We start from the raw sequence: 26,378 nt of genomic DNA, 5'->3' as shown, positions 1-26,378 counted from the left end.
GAGTCATGCAAATCGTTCACACCATCGCCGACCTGCGCGCCGCCCTGGCCGGTCGCGGCCGCCCTGCTTTTGTGCCCACCATGGGCAATCTGCACGAAGGCCATCTCTCCCTGGTGCGCCAGGCCCGCCAGCATGGCGATGTGACCGTGGCCAGCATCTTCGTGAACCGCCTGCAGTTTCTGCCTCACGAAGATTTCGACAGCTACCCGCGCACCTTCGATGCCGACTGCGCCAAGCTGGAAGCCGAGGGCTGCGACATCGTCTTCGCCCCCAGGGAGAAAGACCTCTACCCCGAGCCGCAGACCTTCAAGGTCCAGCCCGATGCGCAGCTGGCCGACATTCTGGAAGGGCACTTCCGCCCCGGCTTCTTCACCGGCGTCTGCACCGTGGTCATGAAGCTGTTCCAGGCCGTGTTTGCCACCACGGGCGGCGGCACGGCCGTTTTCGGGCAGAAGGACTATCAGCAGTTGATGGTGATCCGCCGCATGGTGCAGCAGTTCGCCCTGCCCATAGAGATCATCGGCTGCGCCACGGCACGCGCCGACAGCGGCCTGGCCCTGAGCTCGCGCAACGGCTACCTCAGCGATGAGCAGCGTGTGCAGGCCATGGCGCTGTCGCAGGCGCTCAAGGCACTGGCCGATGCCGCACGCCAGGGCGGCAATCTGGCCGATCTCGAAGCGCAGGCCATGGCCGCGCTGCGCGCCAAGGGCTGGGAGCCCGACTATCTGAGCGTGCGCCAGCGCAGCGATCTGCAGACACCTGTCGATGCGCGCAGCGGCGAGTTGGTGGCCCTGGGCGCAGCACGCCTGGGTAGCACCCGGCTCATAGACAACCTGGAGTTCTAGGCCTTCCTAGGCGCTTTGTGGCGAGGCATGTGGGCAGCGGGCGGCACACCCGCTGCGGCGCGGCCAACCCAGGATCAGGCCCTTGCCTCGTGTCTCTGATTCAGGCCCCGCCAGCGTCAGGCATCAAGACCAATGCAGAGGCGAGTAGCGCTCTCAGCACTGGTAGGAGTCCGTCGATGACCGACCGGGCAGAGGCTGCAGCTCAAGTCCCTGCCCATTGAGCCGGCAGAACAGGCCGCTGCCCATTTCCAGCTCCAGCACAAAATCGGCATCGCTGACAAAAGGCAGGGGCAGGCTGCGCAGGCGCTGACCAGCAATATGCAGCTGCGCTTGCCGGACACGGCCCACGGCGGCCAGGATTCGCGCCAAATCGGCCTCCGGCACCTTGTCAGCCTGCGCAGTTTGCTTGCATATCAATAGCATCGGCTGCCACAGGCCCTCCCCGGCCCCGACTCGGTCACCGTCAAGCACACGGGCAGCGGAAAAGCGGATCTGCAATGCGCCGTTCTGCAGGCTGATTGCGGCGACCTCGGAATCTTCAAACTCGAAATTCATGGGCCCGAGCATAGCGCTCTGGCACCTTGGCAACAGCGGCCAGGGCCGCTGCCGCGCATACTGTCGGCTACTCCACACAAGAAGGAACGAGGAGCCAAATGAGCGAAAAACTGTATCTCGATGATCTGTACGTGGGCCAGAAGTTCGTCAGCGAAGGCTACCCGCTGGATGAGGCGCAAATCATTGCCTATGCCAGGCAGTTCGACCCCCAGGTCTTTCACCTCGACCCCGAAGCCGCCAAGCACACCTTCTTCCAGGGCCTGGCCGCCAGCGGCTGGCATACGGCCTCCATCAGCATGCTGCTGGTGACGCAAAGCATTCCCCTGGCCGACGGCGTGATCGGCGGCGGCATGGAAGAGCTGGCCTGGCCCCAGCCCACACGCCCTGGTGACGTGCTGCAGGTCGAGTCGGAAATCGTGGAGATCATTCCTTCCCAGTCCAAACCCAACCGGGCCCTGGTGCGCGTGCTCTCCCACACCAAAAACCAGCGCGGCGAGGTGCTGCAGCGCTTCAGGCCCAAGATGGTGTGCTTCAAGCGCCCGGCCTGACCCTTGCGCAGCAAAAGTCCCGGGCACTGCTTAATATCGCCCACCGGCGCTGCCTGCTCTGCACAGGCAGCGCATCACTTGCTGCTGCGATATGAATCCCCATTTTTCTCTGAGCCGATGGCGCGCCGAATGGGCGCCCAGCGTGCCGCGTGAGCTGCTGGCCGGCGCCGTCGCCACGTTTGCGCTGATTCCCGAGGTCATTGCCTTTTCCTTTGTCGCGGGTGTGGACCCGGCCGTGGGGCTGTATGCCTCCTTCATCATCAGCATCGTGATTGCCGTGTTCGGCGCACGTCCGGCCATGGTCTCGGCAGCGGCCGGCTCGGTGGCCCTGGTGGCGGCTCCGCTGGTCGCATCGCATGGTCTGCCATATCTGCTGGCCGCGGGCCTTCTGGCCGGCGTCATGCAGATCGCTTTCGGCCTGTGCAAGATGGGCAGCCTGGTGCGCTTTGTCTCCAGTTCGGTGCGCACGGGTTTTGTCAACGCGCTGGCCATTCTGATCTTTTCAGCCCAGTTGCCGCATCTGCACGGAGCCAACACCGCCACCTGGGCCATGCTGGCCCTGGGCCTGGCCCTGATCTACGGCCTGCCCTGGCTGGGACAGAGACTGCAGCTCAAGGCGCTGAACGCCATTCCCTCACCACTGATCTGCGTGCTGGTGCTGACGCTGCTCGCCAGCTTCATGGGCCTGCCCCTCAAGACCGTGGCCGATCTGGGCCATCTGCCGGACAGCCTGCCGCTGTTCGCCCTGCCCGAAATCCCCGCGAGCCTGGAGACGCTGCGCATCATCGCCCTGCCAGCCCTGGCGATTGCCATGGTGGGTCTGCTGGAGTCGGTGCTCACAGCCGCCGTGGTGGACGACCTGACGGGCACGCCCAGCAACAAGAGCCGCGAATGCACGGGCCTGGGCCTGGCCAATGTCTCGGCCAGCCTGTTCGGCGGCATTGCGGGCTGCGGCATGATAGGCCAGGCGGTTGGCAACGTGAAATACGGCGGCCGCGGTCGTCTGTCCACCCTGTTTGCCGGGGTGTTTCTGCTGATTCTCATGGTCGCCCTCAAGCCCTGGGTGTCGCGGGTACCGGTGATTGCTCTGGTGGCCATCATGGTCATGGTGTCGGTCTCGACCTTCGACTGGAAGTCGCTGGGCAATCTGGTGCGCCACCCGCGCCTGTCCAGCTCGGTGATGCTGGTGACGGTGGTCATCACCATCGCCACCCACAATCTGGCCGCCGGCGTGGTGGCAGGCGTGCTGCTCTCGGGCGTGTTCTTCACCTTCAAGGTGGCCCATATGCTGCAGGTCCGGGGCAGCCTGGACGAGGCCGGCGGACTCTATACCTGGACGGTGAGCGGCCAGGTGTTTTTTGCCTCGGCCGATGCGCTGATCGAAGCCTTCGACGTGCATGCCGCGGCCGGCAGGCCGGTCCGCATCGATGTAAGTGGCGCTCATTTCTGGGACATCACTGCCGTGGGCGCGCTGGACAAGGTGATGGAGCGCCTGCGCCAGCATGGCTGCCGCGTGGAGCTGACGGGGCTGGACGAGGCCAGTCAACGACTGATAGAACGCATCAGGGTCTAGGTTTGGCGGCTGGTGGCCGCTTATTTCAGGCTGGTCTGCGACAGGCGCTTGGCATTGGCCACGGCCTTGCGGCGAATCGGCGCCAGGCTTCTGGCCGCCACCTTGTCGGCCGCCACAGGCAGCTTCTGGCTCATGGTCCAGGGGTTGCGCATCCAGGCCAGACACAGCTGCTGCTGCACCTTGAACATTTCAGCCCCCATGGTCAGCCAGGCCTGGCTGAAGGCGACCTGCTTTTCCACCACCATGCGCGTGAACTCCTTCTGGTCGCGCGCAGAGAGCAACGGACCGCTGAGGGCCATGCGCGTGAGCCGGTGGTTGATGACCTGAGGCACGGCCATGCTGATGTCCAGCAGTTCGCTGGCAGTGCGGTGGGGGATGGCGGATTCAGGCATGTGTAACTCCTTGCACTCAGGCGTTTTATTGTGCACTGCAACATAGAAGTTTGCGCAAGCTCACCTGCGAAAGCCCTATCGCCGAATTCAGCGCCTGTGCCCAAGCAGGCTGAGTGCCTCCTGCTCCAGTGCCGCCGTCAGCCAGGGCAGGCCCGCATCGGCAGGCCGGTGCAGCGGCAGCAGCATATGCACCTGGAACGCTATCGAGAACGCCAGCGGCCGCACCACCAACTGTGGGCCGGCGCAGGCCCGCGCAGTCAGCGGGTTGACGATGGCCAGACCCAGGCCATGCTGGACCATGGCGCAGACGGCAACGGCGCTGGCGGTCTCCAGGCTCAGCCGGCGCTGTACGCCGGCACGGGCGAACACCGCATCGATCTGGGCCCGGTAGGGGTCGTCGCGCGCCAGGCTGATGAAGGATTCGCCCTCAAAGTCCCGCTCGCTCAGCAGCGCCTTCTGCGCCAGCGGATGGTTGGCAGGCAGCACGGCTACCTCGTCCATGGCCGGCAAGGGCTGGCTGCGTGTGCCCGGCGGCGCCTCGGCCAGCTCGGACAGGCCCAGGTCGAAGCGCTGGGCAGCCATCCATTCCTGCAGCAGCGGTGCCTCCTGGGTGCTCACGCTCACGGCCACGGCGCCATGACTGACCTGCAGACGCGCCAGCGCGCCCGGCAGCAAGGCGTGGCTGAGTGCCGGCAGGCACAGCACGCTGATGCTCGCGCCCTGCGGGCGCCCCAGTTCCACGGCACGGTCTATCACGCGCTCCAGACCCTGCCAGCTGCGCCGCACCTCGTCCCACAGCAGCAAGGCCCGCGCATTGGCGCGCAGCCGGCCCTGCACGCGCTCGAACAGTGCATAGCCCAGCAGTTGCTCCATGCGCGCCAGCTCGCGGCTGACCGTGGGCTGGGAGGTATAGAGCAGTTGCGCCGCGCCCGTGACGCTGCCGGCCGTCATGACGGCACGGAACACCTCGATATGGCGGTGGGTGATGCGCTGAGAAGCTTCTGAATCAGTCATGCCCAAAGCATATCAATATTGAATAATCTTCATAAATCAAGCTATTGGACTGAATAGACAGCCGCATGCATGATGCGCTGAACTATTCCCTTTCAAGAGACCGCCCATGGCAAACCCCTTCTCTCCCGCACAGCTCTGGAACCTGGCTGACCAGTACGGCACGCCGCTGTGGGTTTATGACGCCGCTACCATCCGCGAGCGCATTGCCCAGCTCAAGGCTTTCGACACCGTGCGCTTTGCCCAGAAGGCCTGCTCCAACATTCACATCCTCAAGCTCATGCGCGAGCAAGGCGTGAAGGTGGATGCGGTCTCGCGCGGCGAAGTCCTGCGTGCGCTGGCGGCGGGCTTCACGCCCGGCTTCGGCGAACCTGCCGATATCGTCTTCACGGCCGACGTGATGGACGAGGCCACGCTGGCCACCGTGGTGGAACACCAGGTGCCTGTGAACGCGGGCTCCATCGACATGCTGCACCAGCTGGCCGCCGTGTCCAAGGGCCACCATGTCTGGCTGCGCATCAACCCCGGCTTCGGCCACGGTCACAGCAACAAGACCAACACCGGCGGCGAGCACAGCAAGCACGGCATCTGGCACAGCGAACTCGAAGTCGCACTGGACGCCATCAAGGCCGGCGGCCTGGTGCTGGCCGGCCTGCATATGCACATCGGCTCGGGCGTGGACTACGGCCATCTGCAGGAAGTCTGCGGCGCCATGGTCAAGCTGGTCGAGCGCACCAAGGCGGCGGGCGTGGACCTGCATGCGATTTCGGCCGGCGGCGGCCTGTCCATCCCCTATCGTGCTGGCGATGCCACCATCGACACCAACCACTACCACGGTCTGTGGGATGCGGCGCGCAAGCAGGCAGAAGGCATCGTGGGCCACAGCCTGGGTCTGGAACTGGAACCCGGCCGCTTCCTGGTGGCCGAGTCCGGCGTGCTGCTGGGCACCGTGCGCGCCACCAAGAATGCGGGCAGCAACCACTTCGTGCTGGTGGACACCGGCTTCAACGAACTGATGCGCCCCAGCATGTACGGCAGCTACCACGGCATGGAAGTGCTGCGCCGCGACGGCCAGAGCCTGCCCGCGCAGGACAGCGTGGTGGCCGGCCCGCTGTGCGAATCGGGCGATGTCTTCACCCAGGGCGACGGCGGCGTGGTGCTGCCGCGCTCGCTGGCCGGCGCCAGCGTGGGCGACCTGCTGGTGATTCATGACACGGGCGCCTACGGCAGCTCCATGTCCAGCAACTACAACACCCGCCCGCTGGCCGCCGAAGTGCTGGTCGATGGCGCTCAGAGCCAGCTGATTCGCCGTCGCCAGACGGTGGAGGAACTGCTGGCCCTGGAATTGGGCCTGTAAGCTCCCCCTGAGCCGCTTTGCGGCTTCCCCTGGCCGGGCGCCCCTCTCTCTACGCGCTGCGCGCTATGGGAGGGGGACGCAGCCATCGCTGCGGGGCGGCCCTTGCTTGGCTGCTCTTGTTTGGCCCGCGCCCTTTAGCAATTGCATCTTCAAGTTAAATAGCAGCTAGCGCTTATCTTTAAAGGGTTTCAGGCCAGAATCACCTGAATTTCTTTTCTCTATGGCACCGCGCAGTGCCCAATGAGCTCTCTCCATGTCACAGCAACCCGCCACTTCCCCCCATCACCACACGCTGACGGGTATTGGCTTCACAGTGCTGGCCTGCGCCTGTTTTTCGATACTCGATACGGGCTCCAAATATGCGGGCGCCGTGCTGCCGCTGCTGATGGCGTTGTGGCTGCGCTATGCGCTGCAGTCGGTGCTGACCGTGGGCTTTGGCGTGGCAAGACATGGGCTGGAGATTTTTCGCACCCAGCGCCCGGGCTTTCAGTGTCTGCGCGCCATTCTGTTTTGTCTGAGCAATGCGCTGGCCATGCTCAGCCTGCGTTATCTGCCACTGGCGGAGTTCACGGCCATCGTGGCGCTGACGCCGCTGGCCCTGACCTTGCTGGCCGCGCTCTGGCTGGGCCAGCAGGTCAGCCCCTTGCGCTGGGTGCTGGTGGCGCTGGGCTTTGCGGGCACGCTGGTCATCTTGCGGCCGGGCGGCGGCCAGTTCAGCGGCTGGGCCCTGGTCTGGCCTGCGCTGCAGCTGCTGGCCAATACCGCCTATCAGATCCTGAGCAGCCGCATGGCGGGCAAGGAGCGCCCGCTGACCACGCAGATCTACACCAGCCTCGTGGCCCTGAGCCTGAGCTGCATGGCCCTACCCTGGTCCTGGCAGCTGCCGGACAGCGCCGCACTCTGGCTGGCCGCGATTGCCATGGGCGCAGGCAGCGCAGTCGGACACCTGATGCTGCTCAAGGCCTATGAAAAAGCCGAGCCTGCGACCATCACGCCGTTTCTCTACAGCCAGATTCCCTGCGCACTGCTGGCAGGCTGGCTGGTCTATGGCCATATCCCCGACCAATGGGCCGTGCTGGGCATGGTCGTCATTGCGCTGTGCGGGGCGGCGAGTGCCTGGCTCAGCGTCAGAGAGGCGAAGTAGCTCGCCGGGCGCGCCTGAATCCGTCAGTCAGCACCATGGAAAACAATAGCTGCGACCGCCTGCATCCATTAACTTTCAGATAGAAAAGTATCTGAGATCCATGAATATCAAGCGCTAACAGCTATCGTTCTATAGGCTTATTCGCCGCGCGGATCGCGCACCATCAGGTGCTGCACGGCTTCGGTCACCGGCAGCTGACCGTCCAGCAAGGCAACCACGGTTTCGGTAATGGGCATTTCCACGCCGACCTGGCGCGCCCGTGCGAGCACGGTGCGGGCGCTGTACACACCCTCGGCCACATGGCCCAGCGATGTCACGGCCTGCTCCAGGCTCTTGCCTTCGGCCAGCAGCAGACCCACCTTGCGATTGCGCGAGAGATCGCCGGTGGCGGTCAGCACCAGATCGCCAAGGCCGGACAGGCCCATGAAGGTTTCGGCGCGCGCGCCCAGCGCCACGCCCAGGCGCGTCATCTCGGCCAGGCCACGCGTGACCAGGGCCGCGCGCGCGTTCAGCCCCAGCTGCAGGCCGTCGCAAAGACCCGTGGCAATGGCCAGCACATTCTTGACGGCTCCGCCGACTTCCACGCCCACGATGTCCTGATTGGCATAGACGCGCATGGCCTCGCCGTGAAAGGCCGACACCAACAGCTCGCTCACGCCCTCATGGGCGCTGGCGGCCACCAAAGCCGTAGGCTGCTGGCGCGCCACCTCGGCCGCAAAGCTGGGGCCGCTGAGCGCACCGCTTTGCAGCTGCGGAGCCACCTGTTGGCAGACTTCATGCGCCATCAGCCCATAGCTGCCGGCAGGTGCGTCGGCGGCCACGGCCTCGAAGCCCTTGCACAGCCAGACCACGGGCCGGCGGCAATCCTTGAGCTGGCCCAGCCACTGGCGCAGCGCCGCCATGGGCGTGCCCAGCACGATCAGATCGGCATCCGCCACATGGGCCATCACATCACCGCTGACCACCGTGAGCGCATCCGGGAAGCGGATGCCGGGCAGATAGCGGCTGTTGGCGCGCTCGGCCTGCATGAGCTGCGCCTGCGCCGGGTCACGTGCCCAGAGTCTGACGCTGCCCTGCTCGGGATGGGTGGCCGCGCTGATGGCCATGGCCGTACCCCAGGCGCCAGCGCCGATGACAAGAATTTTCATACCTGAATTTTGATAGCAGTTTGCGCACAACCCACAAGAAAAAGAGGCCGCTAGGGCCTCTTTTTGCCTGGCTGCCGATTCTTGCACATCGCAGGAATCAACAATTGCCGTCAGCTTACTGGGGCAGCTGGCCTTCGGCCTGTGCTGCGGCAGCCGCTTGCTGCTGCTCGTACATGGCCTGGAAGTTGATCTCGGCCAGGTGCACGGGAGGGAAACCGGCGCGGGTCACCACGTCGGCCACGTTGCCGCGCAGATAGGGGTAGATGATCTGGGGGCAGGCAATGCCGATCACGCCGCCCATCTGGTCTTCGGGCACGTTGCGGATTTCGAAGATGCCGGCCTGCTTGGCTTCGACCAGGAACACGGTCTTGTCCTGAATCTTGGTCTGAACCGTGGCGGTCACGGCCACTTCGTAGACGCCTTCAGCCACGGGAGTGGCTTCCACACCCAGCTGGATGTCCACGCTGGGCTGCTCTTGCTCCAGCAGGATGGCGGGAGAATTGGGCTGCTCCAGGGACAGGTCCTTCAGATACACGCGCTGGATCTGGAACACGGGGCTGTTGTCTTGTTCGGCCATGATGAGCTAGGTCTTTCAGAAAATCTTGAGAGGGAAATGCAAATGCCTGCGCAGAGGACTAGCACGCAGCTATCCTCACAGCAGGCATTTCCATGAAATAGCGCTTTGCATTATGCAGTGACAGCCAGAGGCTGCATCGTAGCAAGCAGCACAAAGCGCAAATTCATGCCGTTTGGCGGCAGTGGCACGGCATGTAATCAGCTTTGCAGCAGGGGCAGCAGACCGCCCTTGGCATCCAGCGCCATCAGATCGTCGCAACCGCCCACATGGGTATCGCCAATGAAGATCTGGGGTACGGTGCGGCGGCCGGTGACCTGCATCATGTGATCGCGGGCAGCGGTATCGAAATCGATGCGCACTTCCTCGATCTGATCCACGCCCTTGGACTTGAGAATCTGCTTGGCACGAATGCAATAGGGGCAGACGGCGGTGGTGTACATCTTCACGGCTTGCATGAGCAACTTCCTTGTAGTTTTTGCAATGCAGCACGCTGTGCTGCAGTCGTCACAGTTCTCAGTTGCGGCCGAATCAGGCTTTTTCAACCGGCAGGCCGGCATCGCGCCAGGCCTTCATGCCGCCAGCCAGCGCCTGGGCCTTTTCGTAACCCAGCTTCTTGGCCACGGCCTCGGCACGCACGGCACGGGCGCCCGATGCACACACCAGCACCACGGGCAGTTGCTTGTTCTTGACGGTGGTGGGCAGCTTTTCTTCCAACTGGCTCAGCGGCAGGTTCCTGGCTCCGTTGACATGGCCGGCGGCAAACTCTTCGGGCTCGCAGACGTCCAGCACCACGGCTTTTTCGCGGTTGATCAGGTGCACCGCAGCCGCTGCCGACAGCGAGCCGCCTGTGGCACCGCGCAGTGCGGGCAGCAGCAGCATCACACCCGAAGCCACGGCAATCAGGATCAAATACCAGTTATCAATGATGAATTTCACGTCATTCCTTGGGATGGCAAACCGAACGATTTTAGAGGCAGGCTTGCCGGCGGATCACGCCAGAGGGCCACAGCCCCTGTTCTCGCAAGCCAAAACCCTCTGTTCACATGCCCTAGGCCCCAAGTGAGTGCTCTTCACAATCCCCGAAGGGCCCAACAGGAATAGCTTGGCGGCCACCGCTGGGTGCGACCGGCTTACCTTGCTTCAAGCCCGGACAAAGGCCAGCCCCTAAAATGCACGGTTTTGACTTTGTGTCATTACTGCTTTGCTACTTTGAGAGAATCCATGTACAAGCTCGTTCTGATCCGCCACGGTGAATCCACCTGGAACCTTGAAAACCGCTTCACCGGCTGGACCGATGTGGATCTGACTGCCACCGGCGTCGAACAGGCCAAGAAGGCCGGCCAACTGCTCAAGGCAGAAGGCTATGACTTCGATGTGGCCTATACCAGCGTGCTCAAGCGCGCCATCCGTACCCTGTGGCATGTGCAGGATGAAATGGACCGCACCTGGCTGCCCGTGGTGCATAGCTGGCGCCTCAACGAACGCCACTACGGCGGTCTGCAAGGTCTGAACAAGGCCGATATGGCCAAGCAGTACGGCGACGAGCAAGTGCTGGTCTGGCGCCGCAGCTACGACGTGCCGCCTCCCGCCCTGGAAGCCACCGACCCCCGCAGCGAACGCAGCGATGTGCGCTACGCCAAGCTGCAGCCCGAGCAGATCCCGCTGACCGAGTGCCTCAAGGACACGGTGGCCCGCGTTGTGCCGTTCTGGGACGAGTCCATCGCACCCGCCATCAAGGCCGGAAAACGGGTGGTTGTGGCCGCACACGGCAACTCCATCCGCGCCCTGATCAAGTATCTGGACAACATCGCCGACGACCAGATCGTGGGCGTGAACGTGCCCAACGGCATTCCTCTGGTCTATGAGCTGGACGCCGACCTCAAGCCCATCCGCCACTACTACCTGGGCGACGCCGAAGCCGCAGCCAAGGCTGCAGCGGCAGTTGCGGCCCAGGGCAAGGCCTGAGAGAGACCTCTTCACCGTTCCTGTTCAGACCGCTTGCGCAGTCTGAACAGGACTGACACGGCAAAAGGCCTTGGAACCTCATGGGCCTTCCGCCGTCCAAGGTGTATATTGCGAATGGTTTAAGGGGTGCTATGGGTCAAAAAATCAAAATTGCAGGCTGGATCTCTGTGGGCGTGGTCGCCGGTGCGTTGACCACCGTATCCCTGCAGACGCTGGCTCGCGGGGGTGTGACGCCTCTGCCACTTGAAGAAATCCAGCAGTTGTCGGCCGTCTTCGGCCTGATCAAGACCGATTACGTGGAGCAGGTCAGCGACAAGAAGCTGATCACCGACGCCATCTCCGGCATGGTCTCCAGCCTGGACCCTCACTCCCAGTACTTCGACAAGAAAACCTACAAAGAATTCAAGGAAGGCACTTCCGGCAAGTTCGTTGGCGTCGGCATCGAGATCACCATGGAAGACGGGCTGATCAAGATCGTCTCCCCCATCGAAGGCTCGCCCGCTTTCCGCGCGGGTCTCAAGACCGGCGACCTGATCACCAAGATCGACGACACTGCCGTCAAGGGCCTGACGCTCAATGACGCTGTCAAGCGCATGCGTGGCGAACCGAATACCAAGGTGCGCCTGAACATCCTGCGAAAGGATGAAAGCCGCAGCTTCCCCGTCACCATCACCCGTGAAGAAATCAAGACCCAATCGGTCAAGGGCAAGGTGATCGAGCCTGGCTACGCCTGGATCCGCCTGAGCCAGTTCCAGGAACGCACCGTCGATGACTTTGTCCGCAAGGTCGAGGAAATCTACAAGCAGGAACCCAATCTCAAGGGACTGGTGCTGGACCTGCGCAACGATCCAGGCGGTTTGCTGGATGCTGCCGTAGCCATCTCTGCGGCCTTCCTGCCACCCGATGTGCCCGTGGTTTCGACCAACGGCCAGTTGGCCGAAAGCAAGGCCGTCTACAAGGCTTCGCCCGAGTTCTACGCCCAGCGCGGTTTTGGCGACCCCTTGCAACGCCTGCCTGCAGCACTGAAAAAGCTGCCTCTGGTGGTGCTGGTCAATGAAGGCTCGGCCTCGGCCAGCGAAATCGTGGCCGGAGCCCTGCAAGATCACAAACGCGCCACCGTCATGGGCAGCCAGTCCTTTGGCAAGGGGTCGGTGCAAACCGTGCGCCCTCTGGGCCCCGATACGGCTCTCAAGCTGACGACGGCGCGCTACTACACGCCTAGCGGAAAATCCATTCAGGCCAAGGGCATCGTGCCCGATGTGATGGTGGACGAGACTGCAGACGGCGATTTGTTTGCAGCACTGAGCATGCGTGAAGCAGACCTTGAAAAGCATTTGTCCAGCGGACAGGGTGCGGAGGTCAAGAACGATTCGCTTGAAAAGGCCCGCGAGGAAGCTCGCAAACGCCTGGAAGAGGAAGCCAAGAAGCCAGCCGCCGAACGCCGCCTGCCGGAATTCGGGTCTGAAAAGGACTTTCAGCTGCAACAGGCACTGAACAAGCTCAAAGGCCAAGCTGTCAAGGTCAGCAAAACCCTGACGGAGCGCAAAATCGAAGAGAAGCCCGGAGACGCGACGGCCGCGGACAAAAAGCCCGCTGACAAGAAAGCGCCCGAAAAAGGCGAATCCGACAAGAGCAAAAAATAAGCACCGGGTTATGGAACCCGCTCAAAATCAGCCGGGCTTGCCCGGCTTTTTTCTTGGAACCATGGAAGCAAACCGATGAATGACGATCAATTGCTACGCTATTCCCGTCACATCATGCTCGACGAGATCGGCATCGAAGGCCAGGAGCGCATTCTGGCGGCGCATGCAGTGATCATTGGAGCCGGCGGCTTGGGCTCGCCTGCCGCACTCTATCTGGGCTCGGCAGGTGTGGGGCGCATCACCATCGTCGACAACGACGTCGTGGACATGACCAATCTGCAGCGCCAGATTGCCCACACGACCGAGCGCATAGGCATGGCCAAGGTGGAATCGATCCGCACTGCCGTACATGCCATCAATCCCGGGATCGAGATTCGCTGCATCCAGCAGCGTGCAACCGAGACCCTGCTCGATGAACTGCTGCCCGAGGCAAGCATCGTGCTCGACTGCACCGACAACTACAAGACCCGCCAGGCCATCAATGCGGCTTGCGTACGCCACGGCGTACCCCTGGTCGAAGGAGCTGCCATCCGTGTCGATGGCCAGCTGATGGTCATTGATCCACGCAACCCCGACAGCCCATGCTATGCATGCGTCTTTCCGCCAGAGGCTGAATTTGAAGAGGTTCAGTGCTCAACCATGGGCGTCTTTGCTCCGCTGGTTGGACTGATCGGCACCCAGCAAGCTGCGGAAGCACTGAAGCTGATTGTCGGTTTTGGCCAATCTTCTGTCGGACAACTTCAAATGCTTGATGCACGCTCCATGGAGTGGAGTAGGATGAAAATTGCTAGGGTTAAAACCTGTGATATCTGCGGAACGCCAAACACAAATTACAAAAAATGACAATACAATGATTTTTTCATGGGCCGTAATTGATTTTCCACATTGAGAATTGAAATGACTCTCGCCGCTTGATCCTTGGCGTCCACCTCATCAGCTTGCTACCGTCGTGAAACTGCGTACCTTTTTTGTTGAAGACAATCCCACGATTCGCGACAACCTGATTGCGACGATGGCGGAGCTTGCCGATGTGGAAGCGGTGGGGGTGGCAGAGACCGAAGCCGATGCCGTACGCTGGCTCAGCCACAACCCTGACGCCTGGGATCTGGTCATCGTGGACCTGTTCTTGCGTGAGGGCAGCGGTCTCGGCATCGTCACAAGCCTTCAACATCGACCACCGCAGAAAAAGCTGCTCGTGTTGAGCAATTACGCGACCGCCGATATACGACAGCGCTGCCTTGAACTCAGCGCAGATGCCGTATTTGACAAATCCAACGAAATCGATGCGCTTATCGATTTCTGTATTGATTTAAATACCAGTAAATCTTGAAAATAACGCAAAATAAAAAAGGCTTGAATATTCAAGCCTTTTTTATTTGAGTCTTCATTAATCGATCAATCGATTTTTCAACGCATAGTATGTCAGATCGCTATTTGAGGAAAGGCCCATTTTTTCCATGAGCCTTGTCCGGTAAGTACTCACTGTTTTCACGCTCAACGAAAGCGATTTGGCAATGTCTCCGGCAGTCTCGCCGCGCGCAAGCTTCAGGAATACCTGAAACTCACGCTCCGACAATTGCTCGTGTGCCGGAACATCATCCTTGCGGTTGAGTTGCTGGGCCAGGAGATCGGCCACCGCCGGCGTCAGGTAACGCCTTCCCAGAGCCACGGTGCGGATGGCCTCTGCAATATCCTGGGGATCGCACTCCTTGTTGAGATATCCGCTGGCCCCCTGACGAATCAAGTTGATTGCGTAATGCTCCTCAGGGTATCCACTAAGTATCAGGATGCCCATATCAGGTGCTTTGGCTCTGAGCATTGCCAAGGCATCTATGCCGCTTTGCCCTGGCATGGACAAGTCCATCAACAGCACGTCAATTTCATGCTCCCGAACCAAGTCAATGGCCTCCCGCCCATTGCCCGCTTCTCCCACGACCCTCAGGTCTACATGTTCCGACAGGAATTGGCGTAATCCCGAGCGAACAATCGCATGGTCATCCACTATGCCTACTTTTATCATGAACACCTCTTTTCATGAAACTGCGCTCATCTCCAGGGCGCATCACATTTTAAGACCCGCACTATGATGTCAGTCGTTGACGCTACGGTTATGCAGAATATCAGGTAATTGCCTTGTAGGTGAGAGGATGTAGATGCGTTGGACCAATATCCGCAAAATTGCAGTCAGCCTGACGATCGCAGTCATTGCGGCAGTCTTAATGGTAAGCATTAATGAAGCAGGCTATAAGCGCTCGTTGCAGGCTCTGGACACGCTCACCAAGACGCAAGCCACCAGAGCCAAGCTCAATTTGCTGATGCAGCAAATGCTGGATGCGGAAACCGGCCTGCGCGGCTACCTGCTGACAGGAGAGGAGCGCTATCTCGAGCCCTATAACTCTGCCTCCGCCGCGATCAGCAGCAGCATGGATGACCTGCGCGGCATCTTCATCATGGACCCCAAGGAGCTGGCAACCTTTACTCCGCTGGCCCGCCAGGTCGAGCGCAAGACCAGCGAAATGGAGCTGAGCCTGCGCCTTTATCGCCAGGGCAACGATGAAGCGTGGCGCTTTGTGATGTTTACCGACGTAGGCATGGAAAACATGGATGCCATACGGGGCCATATCAAAACCCTGATGGACAGCATCGATCAGCGCGTCAAGTCCAATCTCGCGGATATCGAACAAACGCTGGGTCTGTCACGCCTGGGAATTGCGACAGTGACCGCTCTGGGGATTCTGGGCTTCTTCATGTATCTGCGACAGGCCAATGCGTTGCAGCACTCACATCAGCGCGAGCAGGAGATTCAGCGCGATGAACGCAATCGTCTGGAGGAAGTCGTTCGCGACCGCACAGCGGCCCTCACCGAGCTGGCAACCCATTTGCAGCAGGTACGCGAGGATGAGCGAGCGCACTTGGCACGCGAGTTGCACGATGAACTGGGCTCGCTGCTGACCGCCGCGAAACTGGACGTTGCGCGCCTCAAGTCCAAGATCGACACCTCGACACCCGACGTCTCCGAACGCATCACCCATCTGATCGAGACGCTCAACAGCGGGATTGCACTCAAACGCCGCATCATTGAAGACCTCCGCCCCTCTTCTCTCTCCAACCTGGGCCTGACCACCGCGCTGGAAATCCTGACCCGGGAATTCGGTGAACGCAGCAACATCGAGGTGGAATGCAGCCTGGAGCAAGTGGACCTGCCTGAATCCACGCAGCTGACGGTCTATCGCGTCGTACAGGAGTCGCTCACCAACATCGGGAAATACGCCAGGGCCAGCCATGTCATCGTCACGGTGCACAACTATCCCACCTATGTGGCCGTGCAGATCCAGGACGATGGCCAAGGCTTCGAGACGGCCAGCATGCGCCCCAACTCCCATGGACTGGCAGGCATGAAACACCGTGTTGAAGCTGTCGGCGGCAGGCTTACCGTGGCATCCCAGCTCGGCAAGGGAACCACGATCTCGGCAGTCATTCCTTTGACAATGGCAAGCACCTGAACTGGGCGCACATGTCAACGCAGTCCTACATGACTGTCCCTAAATACCCCGACCCTGGTGACAGAAGCTCACCGTCAAGCTTGGGCTGCTCAGTTCTCTACATTCAATACATGGCCGCACGGCAATGCCTGTCGGCCTGCATTCGATAGGAGAAAACCATGTTGCACTACGCCATTGTCTTTCTGGTGATTGCCTTGATCGCTGCAGTGTTCGGCTTCGGCGGCATCGCGGCCAGCGCCGTAGGTATCGCCAAGATTCTGTTTTTCGTGTTTCTGGTCATGGCCGTCATCACCTTCCTGATGGGCCTCGTGAAGAAATAGCACTGGCGCCAAATGTGTAGAACTTTGTTCCTGCACATTGCACAAACCACCAGTATTCGCCATGATCGCTCTCAGCTTCTGCCTCCGATAGGCCGGGTTACGAAGACTGGCGTTACTTCACGCTGTCACGATAATTTCTAGATTTCAGGGAGTTCCAAACAATGAGCCAAGCCGTAAAAGACGCCAAGGACACGGTTGAAGATCTCAAGGACGCTGCCAAGGAGCTGGCTGCCGATGCCAAGGACTCGGCAAAGCATGCTGCCCAATCCGCCCAGAATGTGGCCCACAAGGTAGCCGATGTCGCTGAAGATGCAGCGGACTCCGGCAAGCAGGCCGCCCAGAAAATGGTGAATGAGGCTCAGGATGTGGCAGAGGACGTCGCCGACAAGGTTCATGACGCCGCACGCCGCGCACGGCGCACAGCCTCCGAGGCCATCGACTCCACGGGGCGTCATATGCGCAATATCGACGACAGCGAAAACCCGCTGATCGACAACCTTGCCAACCGCGCTCAGGATCTGGCCGAGCGCAGTATCAACTTCTGGGCCGACAGCTCGCACCGCGCACGCCGTCAGTTCAACACCGCAGCGGATGCGACCACCAAGTATGTGTCCGAACAACCTGGGCGCTCCGTGCTGATCGCCGCGGCGACCGGGGCAGCTCTGGCGACGGCCTTCTTTCTGGGCCGCTCGCGCAGGAAGTGAACAGGAATTCACTCTGAGCCGTTTTTCGCAAGCGTTCTTTGCGCCTTTTCAAAACCAAGGGAGAACCATATGAAGAATCTGACTCGCGCTTTGGCTTTCAGTCTGGTCGCCGCAACGACCGTGCTGGCAACCACGGCCTGCTCGGTGGCTCGTGACCAGCAGACTGTGGGCTCCTATGTGGACGACGCCGGCATCACCACTGCGGTGAAGGCCAAGATGGCCGAAGACAAGAATGTCTCTGCAACCGCCATCAGCGTGGAAACCATGAACGGCACCGTGCAGCTGTCGGGCTTTGCCAAATCCGAAGCAGAAAAGGCCCGTGCCGGCGAAATTGCCCGCACGACCAAGCATGTGCGCGAAGTGCGCAACAGCATCGTGGTCAGACCCTGATCTGCCCGCATGAAGCAAAGCCCTGCTGCACTTCCAGCCCCAAAGCCAGCTTTTGAGCTGGCTTTGTTTTTTCCTACAACCGGGTCGCTGACTTCGCCATTAAAGTGTCCGCATGCAAGTTTTCAACTGCGAGGCCTGCGGCCACCTGATCTATTTTGAAAGCCTGCAATGCGTGCATTGCGGAGCAAGCCAGGCCTTTCTGCCCGACCAGTTGCGCGTCGGCATTCTGCCCCCGGCCGGGGGCCCCGACACACGCTACCGCGCCTGCGCCCACCGCCACAACATCAGCCTGTGCAATTTTGCGATCGAGGCCTCAGACCCGCAGCCGCTTTGCGTTTCCTGCCGACAGACCGAATGGCTGCCGGACGGCAGCGATCCCGCCAATGAGCTGCGCTGGGCCAAGATCGAGGTCGCCAAGCGCAGGCTGTTCTACACCCTGGCCAGGCTGGGCCTGCTGGACCCTCATGGGCACCGCGTGGCCGAGCCGCGCTTTTCCCTGCTCGCAGACCTGCCCGGCCAGAATCCCGTCATGACCGGCCACGCCAGCGGCATGATCACGCTCAACGTGGTCGAGGCGGACGACGACGAACGTGCCAAACGCCGCCAGGCCTTGCACGAGCCCTATCGCACGCTGATAGGACATCTGCGTCACGAATCGGGACATTTCTACTGGGATCAGCTGATAGCCAACAGCGAGCATCTGGAGCGCTTCAGGGCATTGTTTGGCTATGAGAATCAGGACTATGCCCAGGCCCTGCAGCGCCATTATGGCAAGGACCCTCTGGACAACAGCTGGCGCGGTCAGTTCATCAGCGCCTATGCCACCTCACACCCCTGGGAGGACTGGGCCGAAACCTGGGCTCACTATCTGCACATGGTGGACTTGCTGGAGACCGCTGCCAGCTACGGCACCTGCATTACCGTGCCGGACATACCCAGCACGGGCCAGCAACTCATTCAAAACCCGCTGGGGCCGGTGCCGCCCGATTTTTCGGTGATGCAGTCCCAGTGGGTGCCGCTGACCCTGCTGCACAACAGCCTGAATCGCAGCCTCGGCCATGGCGATGCCTATCCGTTTGCCATTTCCGGCCCGGCCTGGGACAAGCTGCGCTTTGTCCACGAGACCATCAGCAGCTATCGCAGCAGGGCGACTAGCCAGGGAGGCTGAAAGCTCAGGCCTTGCGGCCGACCTTGAGCATCAGGCGCTCATGCACGCCCTTGGAGACAAACTTGTCCACATCGCCATTGAGCGTGGCAATCTCGCGCACAAAGGTGGAGCTGATGAACTGATAGCGATCGCTGGGCGTGAGGAACACGGTTTCCACCTCGGGCATCAGCGTGCGGTTCATGCCGGCAAGCTGGAACTCATAGTCGAAGTCCGTCACCGCACGCAGGCCGCGCACCATGGCCTTGGCGCCGCGCGCGAGCACAAAATGCGCGAGCAGCCCGTCAAAGCTCTCCACCTCCACCTGAGGATAATTGGCACAGGACTCGCGCACCATGGCAATGCGCTCCTCCAGCGAAAACAGCGTCTTTTTGTGATGGCCTGCCGCCACGGCCACGATGACCTTGCCAAACAGCTGTGCAGCCCGGCGCACCACATCTTCATGCCCCAGGGTGATCGGGTCAAAGGTTCCGGGGTAAACAGCAATCAGGTCCTGGCTCATGGCTTATCTCTCTCCTGCGGGTCTTGATGAGGGTGAGGGCTGCTGCAGTGCAGCGTAAAGAGATTATGCATTCAGGCCTGCACAGCGCTGCCCCATACAAAAAAGAGCTGCTGACGCATCTGCTCAAAGCGCCTGCAGCTCCCGGTTCAATAGCAAAGGTCTACTGCTTCTTCAGCAGATGCGCATGGACGGCGCCGGCCTTCAGATAGCGATGCAGCTCCAGTCCCATTTCCAGCAGGCGCTCTTCGGCCCAGGCTTCGGGAGCTTCCAGGTAAATGAAACCGCCGTCGTTCAAGGCCGCGATGGCCGCCTTGAGCGCGGGCTCGAACAGCTCGGTCTGGCCGAATGGCGGGTCCAGCAAAATCAGATCCTGGCCCGCCACGGTCTTCAGGCAGCTCAGCGCATCGCCGCGCTGCACCTTGACCATCCTGGCATCGAGCTTTTGCTGCAGACGCTGCAGCTGCTGCACCAGGGCGGCATCCTGCTCGTTCATGATGACGCTGGTCGCGCCGCGCGATGCGGCTTCGAAACCCAGTGCCCCGGTGCCCGAGAAGGCATCGACGCATTTCCAGTTGCTCAAGTCCTGGCCCAGCCAGTTGAACAGGGTCTCGCGCACACGATCGGGCGTGGGCCGCAGACCGGGCTTTTGCGCCACGACCAGGCGCGTGCGACGCCATTGCCCGCCGATGATGCGGATTTCACCAGCCCCCGTGGCGGCCGGCTTGGCTGCAGCGGGCTGGGCAGCCTTGGCTCCGGGGCGGGCCGGACGGCTGGCCGCCAGCTCCTGCGCCTTGCGCTCGGACTCGTGAATCATCTTGTCCAGCGCCTTGCGGCCTGCCGGGGTGTGTAGCTTGATGGCGCTGCGGCTCATGGCTTGGCTCCGAGAGTGATGGTGACCATGCGCTCGGGCTGGACCATGCGCTGCATCGCCTCCTTCACGTCCTTGGTGGTCAGAGCCTGAACGCGATCGGTCCAGTGCTCCAGATAATCGAGCGGCAGGCCATTCCAGGCAATATTGGCCACATTGCCCAGCAGCTTGCGATTGCTGTCTATGCGCAGGGCGAAGCCGCCTATCAGATTGTCCTTGGCCGCCTTGAGTTCCTTGTCGCTAGGACCTTCGGCTATGAATTTGCGCAACACGTCCTGCGAGACCTTGAGTGCCTCGGCCGCCTGATCGGGCCGGGTCTGCAGGCCGATGATGAAGGCGCCACGATCCAGGCCCGGCGAGAAGTCGCTGGAGACGCCATAGGTCAGGCCCCGCTTTTCACGCACCTCTTCCATCAGCCGCGAGGTGAAGCCGCCGCCGCCCAGAATATGGTTGCCCACCATCACGGCGAGAAAATCGGGGTTGTTGCGCGCAATGCCGGGCTGGCCGATCAGCACCTGGGCCTGTGCCGACTCGAACGGAATGTTCTCGACCTTGGCTTGCTGCAGGTCCTGCACCTTGGCCACGGCAGGCAGCGGCGGGCAGTCGTTGCCATTGGTGGCCTGCAGCGGCCCCAACAACTGCTTGACCATGGCATCGGCCTGCTGGCGATTGACCGCGCCCACCACGCTGACCTTGGCACGGCAGGCGGCAATCAGCTTGCGGTGAAAGTCCTGCATGGCCGAAACATCGATCCGGCCCAGGCTGTCGACCGTGGTCTGATAGCCATAGGGCGAGCTGCCGAACACGGCCTTGCGGAATGCCTTGGAGGCCACGGTGCCGGGACGGGTGTCGGCTTCCTTGATGGAGGCACTCCAGCGCTCGCGGTCACGCTGCCACACGGCATCGGGCCAGCTTGGCGAGGCGATCTGGCGCGCCGCCAGGGCCACGGCCTTTTGCTGCAGATCGGGCACGGTAAGAGTGCGCAGGCCGTAGCTGAAGCTGTCACGCCCCGCACTGGCGCCAAAACTGGCGCCCAGGTCGGCCCAGGCCTGACCCAGGCCATTTTCATCCAGCGCAGGCGCATCGCCTGCCGCCTTGATGCCCTTGGAGGACATCATGGCCACGGCTGTCGCCAGACCTACCTTGTCCTCGGGATCACGGCGGCTGCCGGCGTCGAAGTCCACCTGCACATCCACCATGGGAATGCCGGGACTTTGTACCAGCCAGACCTGGGCGCCACTGGGCTGGGTCCAATGCTCTATCGGCAGCAAGGCCCAGGCAGATTGGGTTAAAAAACCCATTCCAGCGCTTACTACAAAGGCGCCAGCAGCTATCTTTTTCATAGTTTTCATAGGTTTCTCCGCTGCGCTCAGTGCATGGATTTATCTGCATCCGCCTTGCCCGACATGGGACGCTGGGGCTTGCTACCCGCCGGCAGAGGCTGAGGCACCAGGGTGCCGACAGTGAGCTGGTCGTCGCCAAAATATTTGACGGCCACGGCCTTCACATCGTCAGAGGTGACTTTGCGCAGTTCGGCCAGCAGCTTGTCCTCGGCATCCAGCGGCATGTTCTGAATCCAGTAATTGCCCAGGTTCTGGGCCTGGCCCATGACGGAATCACGCTCATAGACGTTGGAGGCCATCCACTGCGTCTTGACGCGCTCCAGTTCATCGGCCTGCACGCCCTCATCAGCCACCTTCTTGATCTGGGCACGCAGCGCAGCCTCCACATCGGCCACGGTCTTGCCCTGGGCCGGAACGCCGGTCAGCATGAACAGGCTGGGCCCGCGCCCCAAAATGCTGGCCGAGCTGCCGGCGCTATCGGCCACACGACCGTTGGCCTGGCCTTCGCCCTGCACCAGGGCGCGTTCCAGACGGGCGCCGTCATAACCGTCGAGCACCGCGGACAGCACCAGCAGCGCCAGCGCATCCTTGTCGTCGGCCTGCAGCTTGTCCACGCTCTTCAGGGTGGGCGTGCGATAGGCCATGGCGATAAAGGCCTGCTCGGCAGGCTGCTTGACCTCGATGCGACGCACGCCGATCTGCCTGGGTTCGGTCTGCGGCTTGCGCTGCGGCAGGGCACGCGCGGGAATGCTGCCGTAATACTGCTCGGCCCAGGCACGTACCTGGTTGACGTTCACGTCCCCCACCACGACCACGGCGGCGTTGGCAGGCACATACCAGCGCTTGTGGAAATCGCGCACATCGCCGGGCGTCATGGAGTTCAGATCGCTCATCCAGCCCACCACGGGGCGGCGATAGGGCGAGGCCATGAAGGTGGCCGCCATCAGCTGCTCCATCAGCATGGCGCGCGGCTGGTCGTCGGTGCGCATGCGGCGCTCTTCCTTGATGACCTCGATTTCCTTCTTGAATTCGGAGTCCGGCCACTGGTTGTTGGCAAAACGGTCGGATTCCAGCTTCATCACGTCTTCCAGACGGCTGGACGGAATCTGCTGGTAGTAGCCCGTGTAGTCACGCCAGGTGAATGCGTTTTCCTGGCCGCCCAGCGCCGCCACGCGACGCGAGAAGTCTCCGGGCTTGACGCTTTTGGAGCCCTTGAACATCATGTGCTCCAGCGCATGGGCCACGCCCGTGGTGCCGTCGACCTCGTCCATGGAGCCTACGCGTACCCAGACCATGTGCACGGCCGTGGGCGCGCGCCGGTCGGGCTGCACGATCAGCTGCATGCCGTTCTTCAGTGTGAACTGCTGCACTTGCGGCGCGGCCGCCGTGGCGGCAGCAGGCACAGGTTGCGACGATGCGCCCGGCGCAGCCAAGGCTGCCCCAGCGCTCAAACAGGCCATTAAGCCCAGTACAGGGAGTGCGCGTACATGTTTCATAGAATGATGCGATTCTAAAAACCCGCCAATGTTCAGTTTTTTCAAGAAAAAGCCCAGTTCACCCGATGCAGTGAACACCACGCCCGCTGCCGAGGCAGCCGCGGCGCCCGCTCCTGCCCCGCAAACCGGGCCAGCTCCACAGGATACGCCTGCCGAAAACGGCAGCAGCTCCTGGTGGCGCAAGCCCTTTGGTGGCGGCGCGACGGCCAAGGCCGCCGAAGATCAGCCTGCCACTCAGGATTTTGTAGCAGCCCCCGAGCCTACCGCAAAGCCGCAAGCCCCAAATTCCCGTCAAAACTGGATGGAACGGCTGAAAGCCGGTCTGCGCAAGACCGGCTCCAGCATCGCCACCGTCTTTACCGGCACGCAGATCGACGACCGGCTCTATGAAGAGCTGGAAGACGCGCTGCTAATGGCCGACACCGGCGTCAAGGCCACCCAGCATCTGCTGGAAGACCTGAAGCGCCGCGTCAAGGAAACCAAGACCACCGAGCCTGCCGCCGTCAAGGCGCTGCTGGCTGATGCGCTGACCGATTTGCTGAGGCCCCTGGAAAAGCCGCTGACCATCGGCGAGCACACACCGACCGTCATCATGGTGGCCGGCGTCAACGGTGCGGGCAAGACCACCTCCATCGGCAAGCTGACCAAGCATCTGGCCGACGGCGAGCAGTCCGTGCTGCTGGCCGCCGCCGACACCTTCCGCGCCGCCGCGCGCGAGCAGCTGGGCGTCTGGGCCAATCGCAACACCGTGGAGATCATCAGCCAGGACGGTGGCGACCCTGCCGCCGTGAGCTTCGATGCCGTCTCCGCCGGCAAGGCACGCAAAAAGGATGTGGTGCTGGTCGATACGGCCGGACGCCTGCCCACGCAGCTGCATCTGATGGAAGAGCTCAAGAAGATCAAGCGCGTGGTGAGCAAGGCCGACGGCACGGCGCCCCATGAGGTGCTGCTGGTGATTGACGGCAACACCGGCCAGAACGCGCTGACCCAGGTGCGCGCCTTCGATGACGCGCTGCAGCTCACGGGCCTGATCGTCACCAAGCTCGACGGCACGGCCAAGGGCGGCGTGCTGGCCGCGATTGCGCAGGAGCGCCCCGTGCCTGTCTACTTCATCGGCGTGGGCGAGAAGATCGAGGATCTGGAAACCTTTAGCGCACGCGAGTTCGCCCAGGCCTTGCTGTCCTGAAGCACAAAAACCATAGCTGCCAGCGCTTTATCTATCAAGTTTTCAGATAGATTAAGTACTGAAACCTAATGAAGGAGCGCGCAAGGCGCTCCTTTTTTATTCAGGCTTCAGAGCTGCACCTGCTGCTTGAGCCATTTGGCATAGTCGTTGAGGCAGCGCTCGGTGCGCATGGTGATCTGGGGCACTTCATAGCTGTGATGGCTGCGCAGCAGCTGCGTCAGCCGCGGCAGGGCCTCGGGCAGGGTCTTGCAGATCAAACGCCATTCGGGAGCGGTCTGCAGCACGCCGTCCCACTCGTAATACGAGGTGATGCGCTCGGTCTGCACGCAGGCCGCAGCCTTGGCCGAGACCAGCGCCCGCGCCATGTCCTCGGCCTCGGCCGAATGCCCAACGGTCGTCGTCACCACGCACAGCGTGGCCCAATGGCTGTCCTGCGCGGATGCGGACTTGAGAGTGGCGGTCTGGGTAGATGTGGTGCTCATGCCATCTAGTCTAGGCCCAAGAGCGTCCTGCCCGCCACCGCCTTACACCGGATACAGACCCAGCTGCTGCGCGCGCAGCCGCGTCAGTCCCAGCAGCGCATCGGTGAACGGCGTGCTCATGCCACACATGGCGCCCATCTCGCGCACCGCGCCCACCAGGGCATCCAGCTCCACCGGCTTGCCGGCTTCCACATCCTGGAGCATGGAGGTCTTGAAGCCGCCCAGCTTGAGCGTGACCTGATGGCGGTCCTGCGGACTGTCGGCAATCGGCAGGCCGATGCGCGCGCCGATTTCGCGGGCTTCCAGCATCACGGCCGTGATGAAGTTGCGCACCAGCTCATCGCCCAGAATCCTGTCCGTGGTCGCGCCCGTGATCGCACTGACGGGGTTCATGGTCATATTGCCCCAGAGCTTGTACCAGGCGTCGCGCTGGATGTTGTCGCTGAGCCTGACCTCGAGACCACCCGCACGCAGCAGCTCGGCCAGCGCCAGCAGGCGCGGCGTGGGCGCATCGCCGGACTGGGCCGTGGGCTCGCCGACGATGAGGCTGTTGCCGAAATGCCGGCGCACCACGCCGGGAGCGTCAAGGGAGCAGCTGGCATGCACCACCGACCCGAGCACCTGCTCGGTGGGAATGGCGCGCGCAATCTCGCCCTGCGGATCCACTGTCCTGAGCTGCAGGCCGCGCAGGCTGGCATCCACGCCACCGGCCAGAAACCACCAGGGCACGCCGTTCATGGCGGTCAGCACCAGGGTCTGCGGGCCGATCAGCGGTGCGACGGCACGCGCCACATCGGGCATGGACGGCGCCTTGACGGCAATCACCACCACATCCTGCACGCCCAGCTCAGCCGGGTCCTGCTGCGCATTGACGGCCACGGTCTCACGCTCCTCGCCATGCACCAGCGTCAGGCCGTTGTGCTGCAGCGCAGCCAGCGTCTGGCCCCGCGCCACGGCGCTCAGCTCGCAGCCGGCCTTGGCCAGCGCCACGCCAAGCCAACCGCCAATGGCTCCGGCACCATAGATACAGACTCTCTTCAGACTCATGCTCTTGTCTCTCCTGTCTTATAGAACTCTCAAAAACAGTAGCTGCCGGTGCTTTACCGTAAAGCATCTGAAGACTATCCACCCTTGAAACCAGGCGAGATCTTCGCGGCCGCTGCTCATTGTTGATACGTTAACAGCAGTATCGACCCGCGCGACACTGAAGGCCGTTGACAGCTGGGCACTCCGCACTGCGCGCCATGCCAGCTGCCCTGTTCATCGCATTTTCAAGGACCGACTCATGAGCTCCAACACCACCGTCGTCAATCTCACAGCCCAGATCACGGCACTGGCCACTGCCTTGCGCATCGTGCTGGACGCCAGCCCCCAGGCTGCCCAGACACGCGAGCAACTGGCTGCCGCGCTGGACAAGAGCATTCATGACGCGCTGGAAGAAGGGGTCTGGGACAACGCCGACGGTGTCAAGACCATCAAGGCAGCGCTGCTGGGCTGATCGCCACCGCGCCATGAAAAAGCCGGGCCCAAGGCCCGGCAAAAGAGAAGCAACAATCAACGATCTCGCTCAGGCCAGCGCATCAAGCCAGCGTATAGGCCGTCTTCACCGTGGTGTAGAACTCCTGGGCATAGCGGCCCTGCTCGCGCGGGCCGTAGCTTGA

At 62.0% G+C, this 26,378-nt stretch carries 30 protein-coding genes; 16 read left to right on the top strand and 14 right to left on the bottom strand.

Features of this window, described 5'->3' with window-relative positions; genetic code table 11:
* Positions 1-5: 5 nt before the first annotated feature.
* Positions 6-845, top strand: coding sequence for a pantoate--beta-alanine ligase (panC, locus tag ACWGXF_RS19360; RefSeq protein ID WP_003065767.1), 840 nt, complete (start codon positions 6-8; stop codon positions 843-845).
* 153 nt (positions 846-998) lie between these two features.
* Here the strand turns inward: panC and ACWGXF_RS19355 are convergent, their stop codons facing one another.
* A complete protein-coding gene (locus tag ACWGXF_RS19355; RefSeq protein WP_012839647.1) occupies positions 999-1,400 on the bottom strand; it encodes a hypothetical protein in 402 nt (133 codons plus the stop codon).
* Positions 1,401-1,498: 98 nt separating this feature from the next.
* Between ACWGXF_RS19355 and ACWGXF_RS19350 the strand changes: the two genes are divergently transcribed.
* Positions 1,499-1,948, top strand: a complete 450-nt coding sequence (locus ACWGXF_RS19350) for a MaoC family dehydratase (protein ID WP_012839648.1) — start codon at positions 1,499-1,501, stop codon at positions 1,946-1,948.
* Between the two features lie 91 nt (positions 1,949-2,039).
* A complete protein-coding gene (locus ACWGXF_RS19345) occupies positions 2,040-3,521 on the top strand; it encodes a SulP family inorganic anion transporter (RefSeq protein WP_256628481.1) in 1,482 nt (493 codons plus the stop codon).
* Positions 3,522-3,541: 20 nt separating this feature from the next.
* Here ACWGXF_RS19345 and ACWGXF_RS19340 read toward each other — a convergent pair whose 3' ends face one another.
* Entirely contained in the window at positions 3,542-3,913 is a 372-nt protein-coding gene (locus ACWGXF_RS19340; RefSeq protein ID WP_452102361.1) for a polyhydroxyalkanoate granule-associated phasin, read from the bottom strand.
* 87 nt (positions 3,914-4,000) lie between these two features.
* A complete protein-coding gene (locus tag ACWGXF_RS19335) occupies positions 4,001-4,927 on the bottom strand; it encodes a LysR family transcriptional regulator (protein WP_054074903.1) in 927 nt (308 codons plus the stop codon).
* A 106-nt stretch (positions 4,928-5,033) separates the two neighbouring features.
* Here ACWGXF_RS19335 and lysA point away from each other — a divergent pair, with 106 nt between their 5' ends.
* Positions 5,034-6,281, top strand: coding sequence for a diaminopimelate decarboxylase (lysA, locus tag ACWGXF_RS19330; protein ID WP_256628482.1), 1,248 nt, complete (start codon positions 5,034-5,036; stop codon positions 6,279-6,281).
* Positions 6,282-6,534: 253 nt separating this feature from the next.
* The gene (locus ACWGXF_RS19325; RefSeq protein WP_202788514.1) at positions 6,535-7,425 is read left to right on the top strand and encodes a DMT family transporter; all 891 of its coding nucleotides are present in this window, start codon (positions 6,535-6,537) and stop codon (positions 7,423-7,425) included.
* Between the two features lie 137 nt (positions 7,426-7,562).
* Here the strand turns inward: ACWGXF_RS19325 and ACWGXF_RS19320 are convergent, their stop codons facing one another.
* The 4 genes from ACWGXF_RS19320 to ACWGXF_RS19305 all read right to left on the bottom strand — a co-directional run bounded on the left by ACWGXF_RS19320 (position 7,563) and on the right by ACWGXF_RS19305 (position 10,086).
* Positions 7,563-8,573: an NAD(P)H-dependent glycerol-3-phosphate dehydrogenase gene (locus tag ACWGXF_RS19320; RefSeq protein ID WP_003066742.1), complete on the bottom strand. Its 1,011-nt coding sequence runs from the start codon at positions 8,571-8,573 to the stop codon at positions 7,563-7,565.
* Positions 8,574-8,688: 115 nt separating this feature from the next.
* Positions 8,689-9,150: a protein-export chaperone SecB gene (gene secB / locus ACWGXF_RS19315; protein ID WP_003066740.1), complete on the bottom strand. Its 462-nt coding sequence runs from the start codon at positions 9,148-9,150 to the stop codon at positions 8,689-8,691.
* Between the two features lie 197 nt (positions 9,151-9,347).
* Positions 9,348-9,605 (bottom strand): glutaredoxin 3, encoded by a 258-nt coding sequence (gene grxC, locus ACWGXF_RS19310; protein ID WP_003066738.1) that lies wholly within the window; start codon positions 9,603-9,605, stop codon positions 9,348-9,350.
* Between the two features lie 73 nt (positions 9,606-9,678).
* Positions 9,679-10,086: a rhodanese-like domain-containing protein gene (locus ACWGXF_RS19305; RefSeq protein WP_003066735.1), complete on the bottom strand. Its 408-nt coding sequence runs from the start codon at positions 10,084-10,086 to the stop codon at positions 9,679-9,681.
* Between the two features lie 285 nt (positions 10,087-10,371).
* Here ACWGXF_RS19305 and gpmA point away from each other — a divergent pair, with 285 nt between their 5' ends.
* The 4 genes from gpmA to ACWGXF_RS19285 all read left to right on the top strand — a co-directional run bounded on the left by gpmA (position 10,372) and on the right by ACWGXF_RS19285 (position 14,088).
* Positions 10,372-11,115: a 2,3-diphosphoglycerate-dependent phosphoglycerate mutase gene (gpmA, locus tag ACWGXF_RS19300; RefSeq protein WP_003066733.1), complete on the top strand. Its 744-nt coding sequence runs from the start codon at positions 10,372-10,374 to the stop codon at positions 11,113-11,115.
* A gap of 131 nt (positions 11,116-11,246) precedes the next feature.
* A complete protein-coding gene (locus ACWGXF_RS19295) occupies positions 11,247-12,758 on the top strand; it encodes a S41 family peptidase (RefSeq protein WP_003066730.1) in 1,512 nt (503 codons plus the stop codon).
* Between the two features lie 75 nt (positions 12,759-12,833).
* Positions 12,834-13,601, top strand: a complete 768-nt coding sequence (locus ACWGXF_RS19290) for a HesA/MoeB/ThiF family protein (RefSeq protein WP_039049682.1) — start codon at positions 12,834-12,836, stop codon at positions 13,599-13,601.
* 106 nt (positions 13,602-13,707) lie between these two features.
* On the top strand, positions 13,708-14,088 hold the full coding sequence (locus ACWGXF_RS19285; protein ID WP_003066723.1) for a response regulator: 381 nt from the start codon (positions 13,708-13,710) through the stop codon (positions 14,086-14,088).
* 57 nt (positions 14,089-14,145) lie between these two features.
* Here the strand turns inward: ACWGXF_RS19285 and ACWGXF_RS19280 are convergent, their stop codons facing one another.
* A complete protein-coding gene (locus ACWGXF_RS19280; protein ID WP_003051886.1) occupies positions 14,146-14,778 on the bottom strand; it encodes a response regulator in 633 nt (210 codons plus the stop codon).
* Positions 14,779-14,911: 133 nt separating this feature from the next.
* Between ACWGXF_RS19280 and ACWGXF_RS19275 the strand changes: the two genes are divergently transcribed.
* The 5 genes from ACWGXF_RS19275 (at position 14,912) to ACWGXF_RS19255 (ending at position 18,843) form a co-directional block, all read left to right on the top strand.
* Positions 14,912-16,261, top strand: a complete 1,350-nt coding sequence (locus tag ACWGXF_RS19275) for a sensor histidine kinase (protein ID WP_003066721.1) — start codon at positions 14,912-14,914, stop codon at positions 16,259-16,261.
* A gap of 158 nt (positions 16,262-16,419) precedes the next feature.
* Positions 16,420-16,581, top strand: coding sequence for a DUF1328 domain-containing protein (locus ACWGXF_RS19270; protein WP_003051882.1), 162 nt, complete (start codon positions 16,420-16,422; stop codon positions 16,579-16,581).
* A gap of 161 nt (positions 16,582-16,742) precedes the next feature.
* Positions 16,743-17,285 (top strand): hypothetical protein, encoded by a 543-nt coding sequence (locus tag ACWGXF_RS19265; RefSeq protein WP_256628483.1) that lies wholly within the window; start codon positions 16,743-16,745, stop codon positions 17,283-17,285.
* A gap of 69 nt (positions 17,286-17,354) precedes the next feature.
* The gene (locus ACWGXF_RS19260; RefSeq protein ID WP_003066716.1) at positions 17,355-17,675 is read left to right on the top strand and encodes a BON domain-containing protein; all 321 of its coding nucleotides are present in this window, start codon (positions 17,355-17,357) and stop codon (positions 17,673-17,675) included.
* Between the two features lie 112 nt (positions 17,676-17,787).
* Positions 17,788-18,843, top strand: coding sequence for a zinc-binding metallopeptidase family protein (locus ACWGXF_RS19255; protein WP_256628484.1), 1,056 nt, complete (start codon positions 17,788-17,790; stop codon positions 18,841-18,843).
* Positions 18,844-18,847: 4 nt separating this feature from the next.
* On the opposite strand, the gene coaD is transcribed toward ACWGXF_RS19255, so the two are convergent.
* The 4 genes from coaD to ACWGXF_RS19235 all read right to left on the bottom strand — a co-directional run bounded on the left by coaD (position 18,848) and on the right by ACWGXF_RS19235 (position 23,013).
* Positions 18,848-19,342 (bottom strand): pantetheine-phosphate adenylyltransferase, encoded by a 495-nt coding sequence (gene coaD, locus ACWGXF_RS19250; RefSeq protein ID WP_003066712.1) that lies wholly within the window; start codon positions 19,340-19,342, stop codon positions 18,848-18,850.
* Positions 19,343-19,502: 160 nt separating this feature from the next.
* Complete coding sequence (gene rsmD, locus ACWGXF_RS19245) at positions 19,503-20,213, bottom strand: 16S rRNA (guanine(966)-N(2))-methyltransferase RsmD (RefSeq protein ID WP_003066710.1); 711 nt, start codon at positions 20,211-20,213, stop codon at positions 19,503-19,505.
* Positions 20,210-21,562, bottom strand: a complete 1,353-nt coding sequence (locus ACWGXF_RS19240; protein WP_087863501.1) for a M16 family metallopeptidase — start codon at positions 21,560-21,562, stop codon at positions 20,210-20,212. The genes rsmD and ACWGXF_RS19240 overlap by 4 nt, the downstream gene beginning before the upstream one ends.
* A 17-nt stretch (positions 21,563-21,579) precedes the next feature.
* On the bottom strand, positions 21,580-23,013 hold the full coding sequence (locus tag ACWGXF_RS19235) for a M16 family metallopeptidase (protein ID WP_256631276.1): 1,434 nt from the start codon (positions 23,011-23,013) through the stop codon (positions 21,580-21,582).
* 64 nt (positions 23,014-23,077) lie between these two features.
* On the opposite strand from ACWGXF_RS19235, the gene ftsY reads away from it, so the two are divergent.
* On the top strand, positions 23,078-24,235 hold the full coding sequence (gene ftsY, locus ACWGXF_RS19230) for a signal recognition particle-docking protein FtsY (RefSeq protein WP_012839659.1): 1,158 nt from the start codon (positions 23,078-23,080) through the stop codon (positions 24,233-24,235).
* Between the two features lie 107 nt (positions 24,236-24,342).
* Here ftsY and cutA read toward each other — a convergent pair whose 3' ends face one another.
* On the bottom strand, positions 24,343-24,717 hold the full coding sequence (cutA, locus tag ACWGXF_RS19225; protein WP_039049678.1) for a divalent-cation tolerance protein CutA: 375 nt from the start codon (positions 24,715-24,717) through the stop codon (positions 24,343-24,345).
* A 42-nt stretch (positions 24,718-24,759) separates the two neighbouring features.
* Entirely contained in the window at positions 24,760-25,764 is a 1,005-nt protein-coding gene (locus ACWGXF_RS19220) for a 2-dehydropantoate 2-reductase (protein ID WP_256628485.1), read from the bottom strand.
* Between the two features lie 238 nt (positions 25,765-26,002).
* On the opposite strand from ACWGXF_RS19220, the gene ACWGXF_RS19215 reads away from it, so the two are divergent.
* Complete coding sequence (locus ACWGXF_RS19215) at positions 26,003-26,215, top strand: hypothetical protein (protein ID WP_256628486.1); 213 nt, start codon at positions 26,003-26,005, stop codon at positions 26,213-26,215.
* Positions 26,216-26,378 lie beyond the last annotated feature (163 nt).

The organism is Comamonas sp. HJ-2 (assembly GCF_053615495.1).
This window is presented reverse-complemented; position numbering and strand designations above follow the sequence as displayed.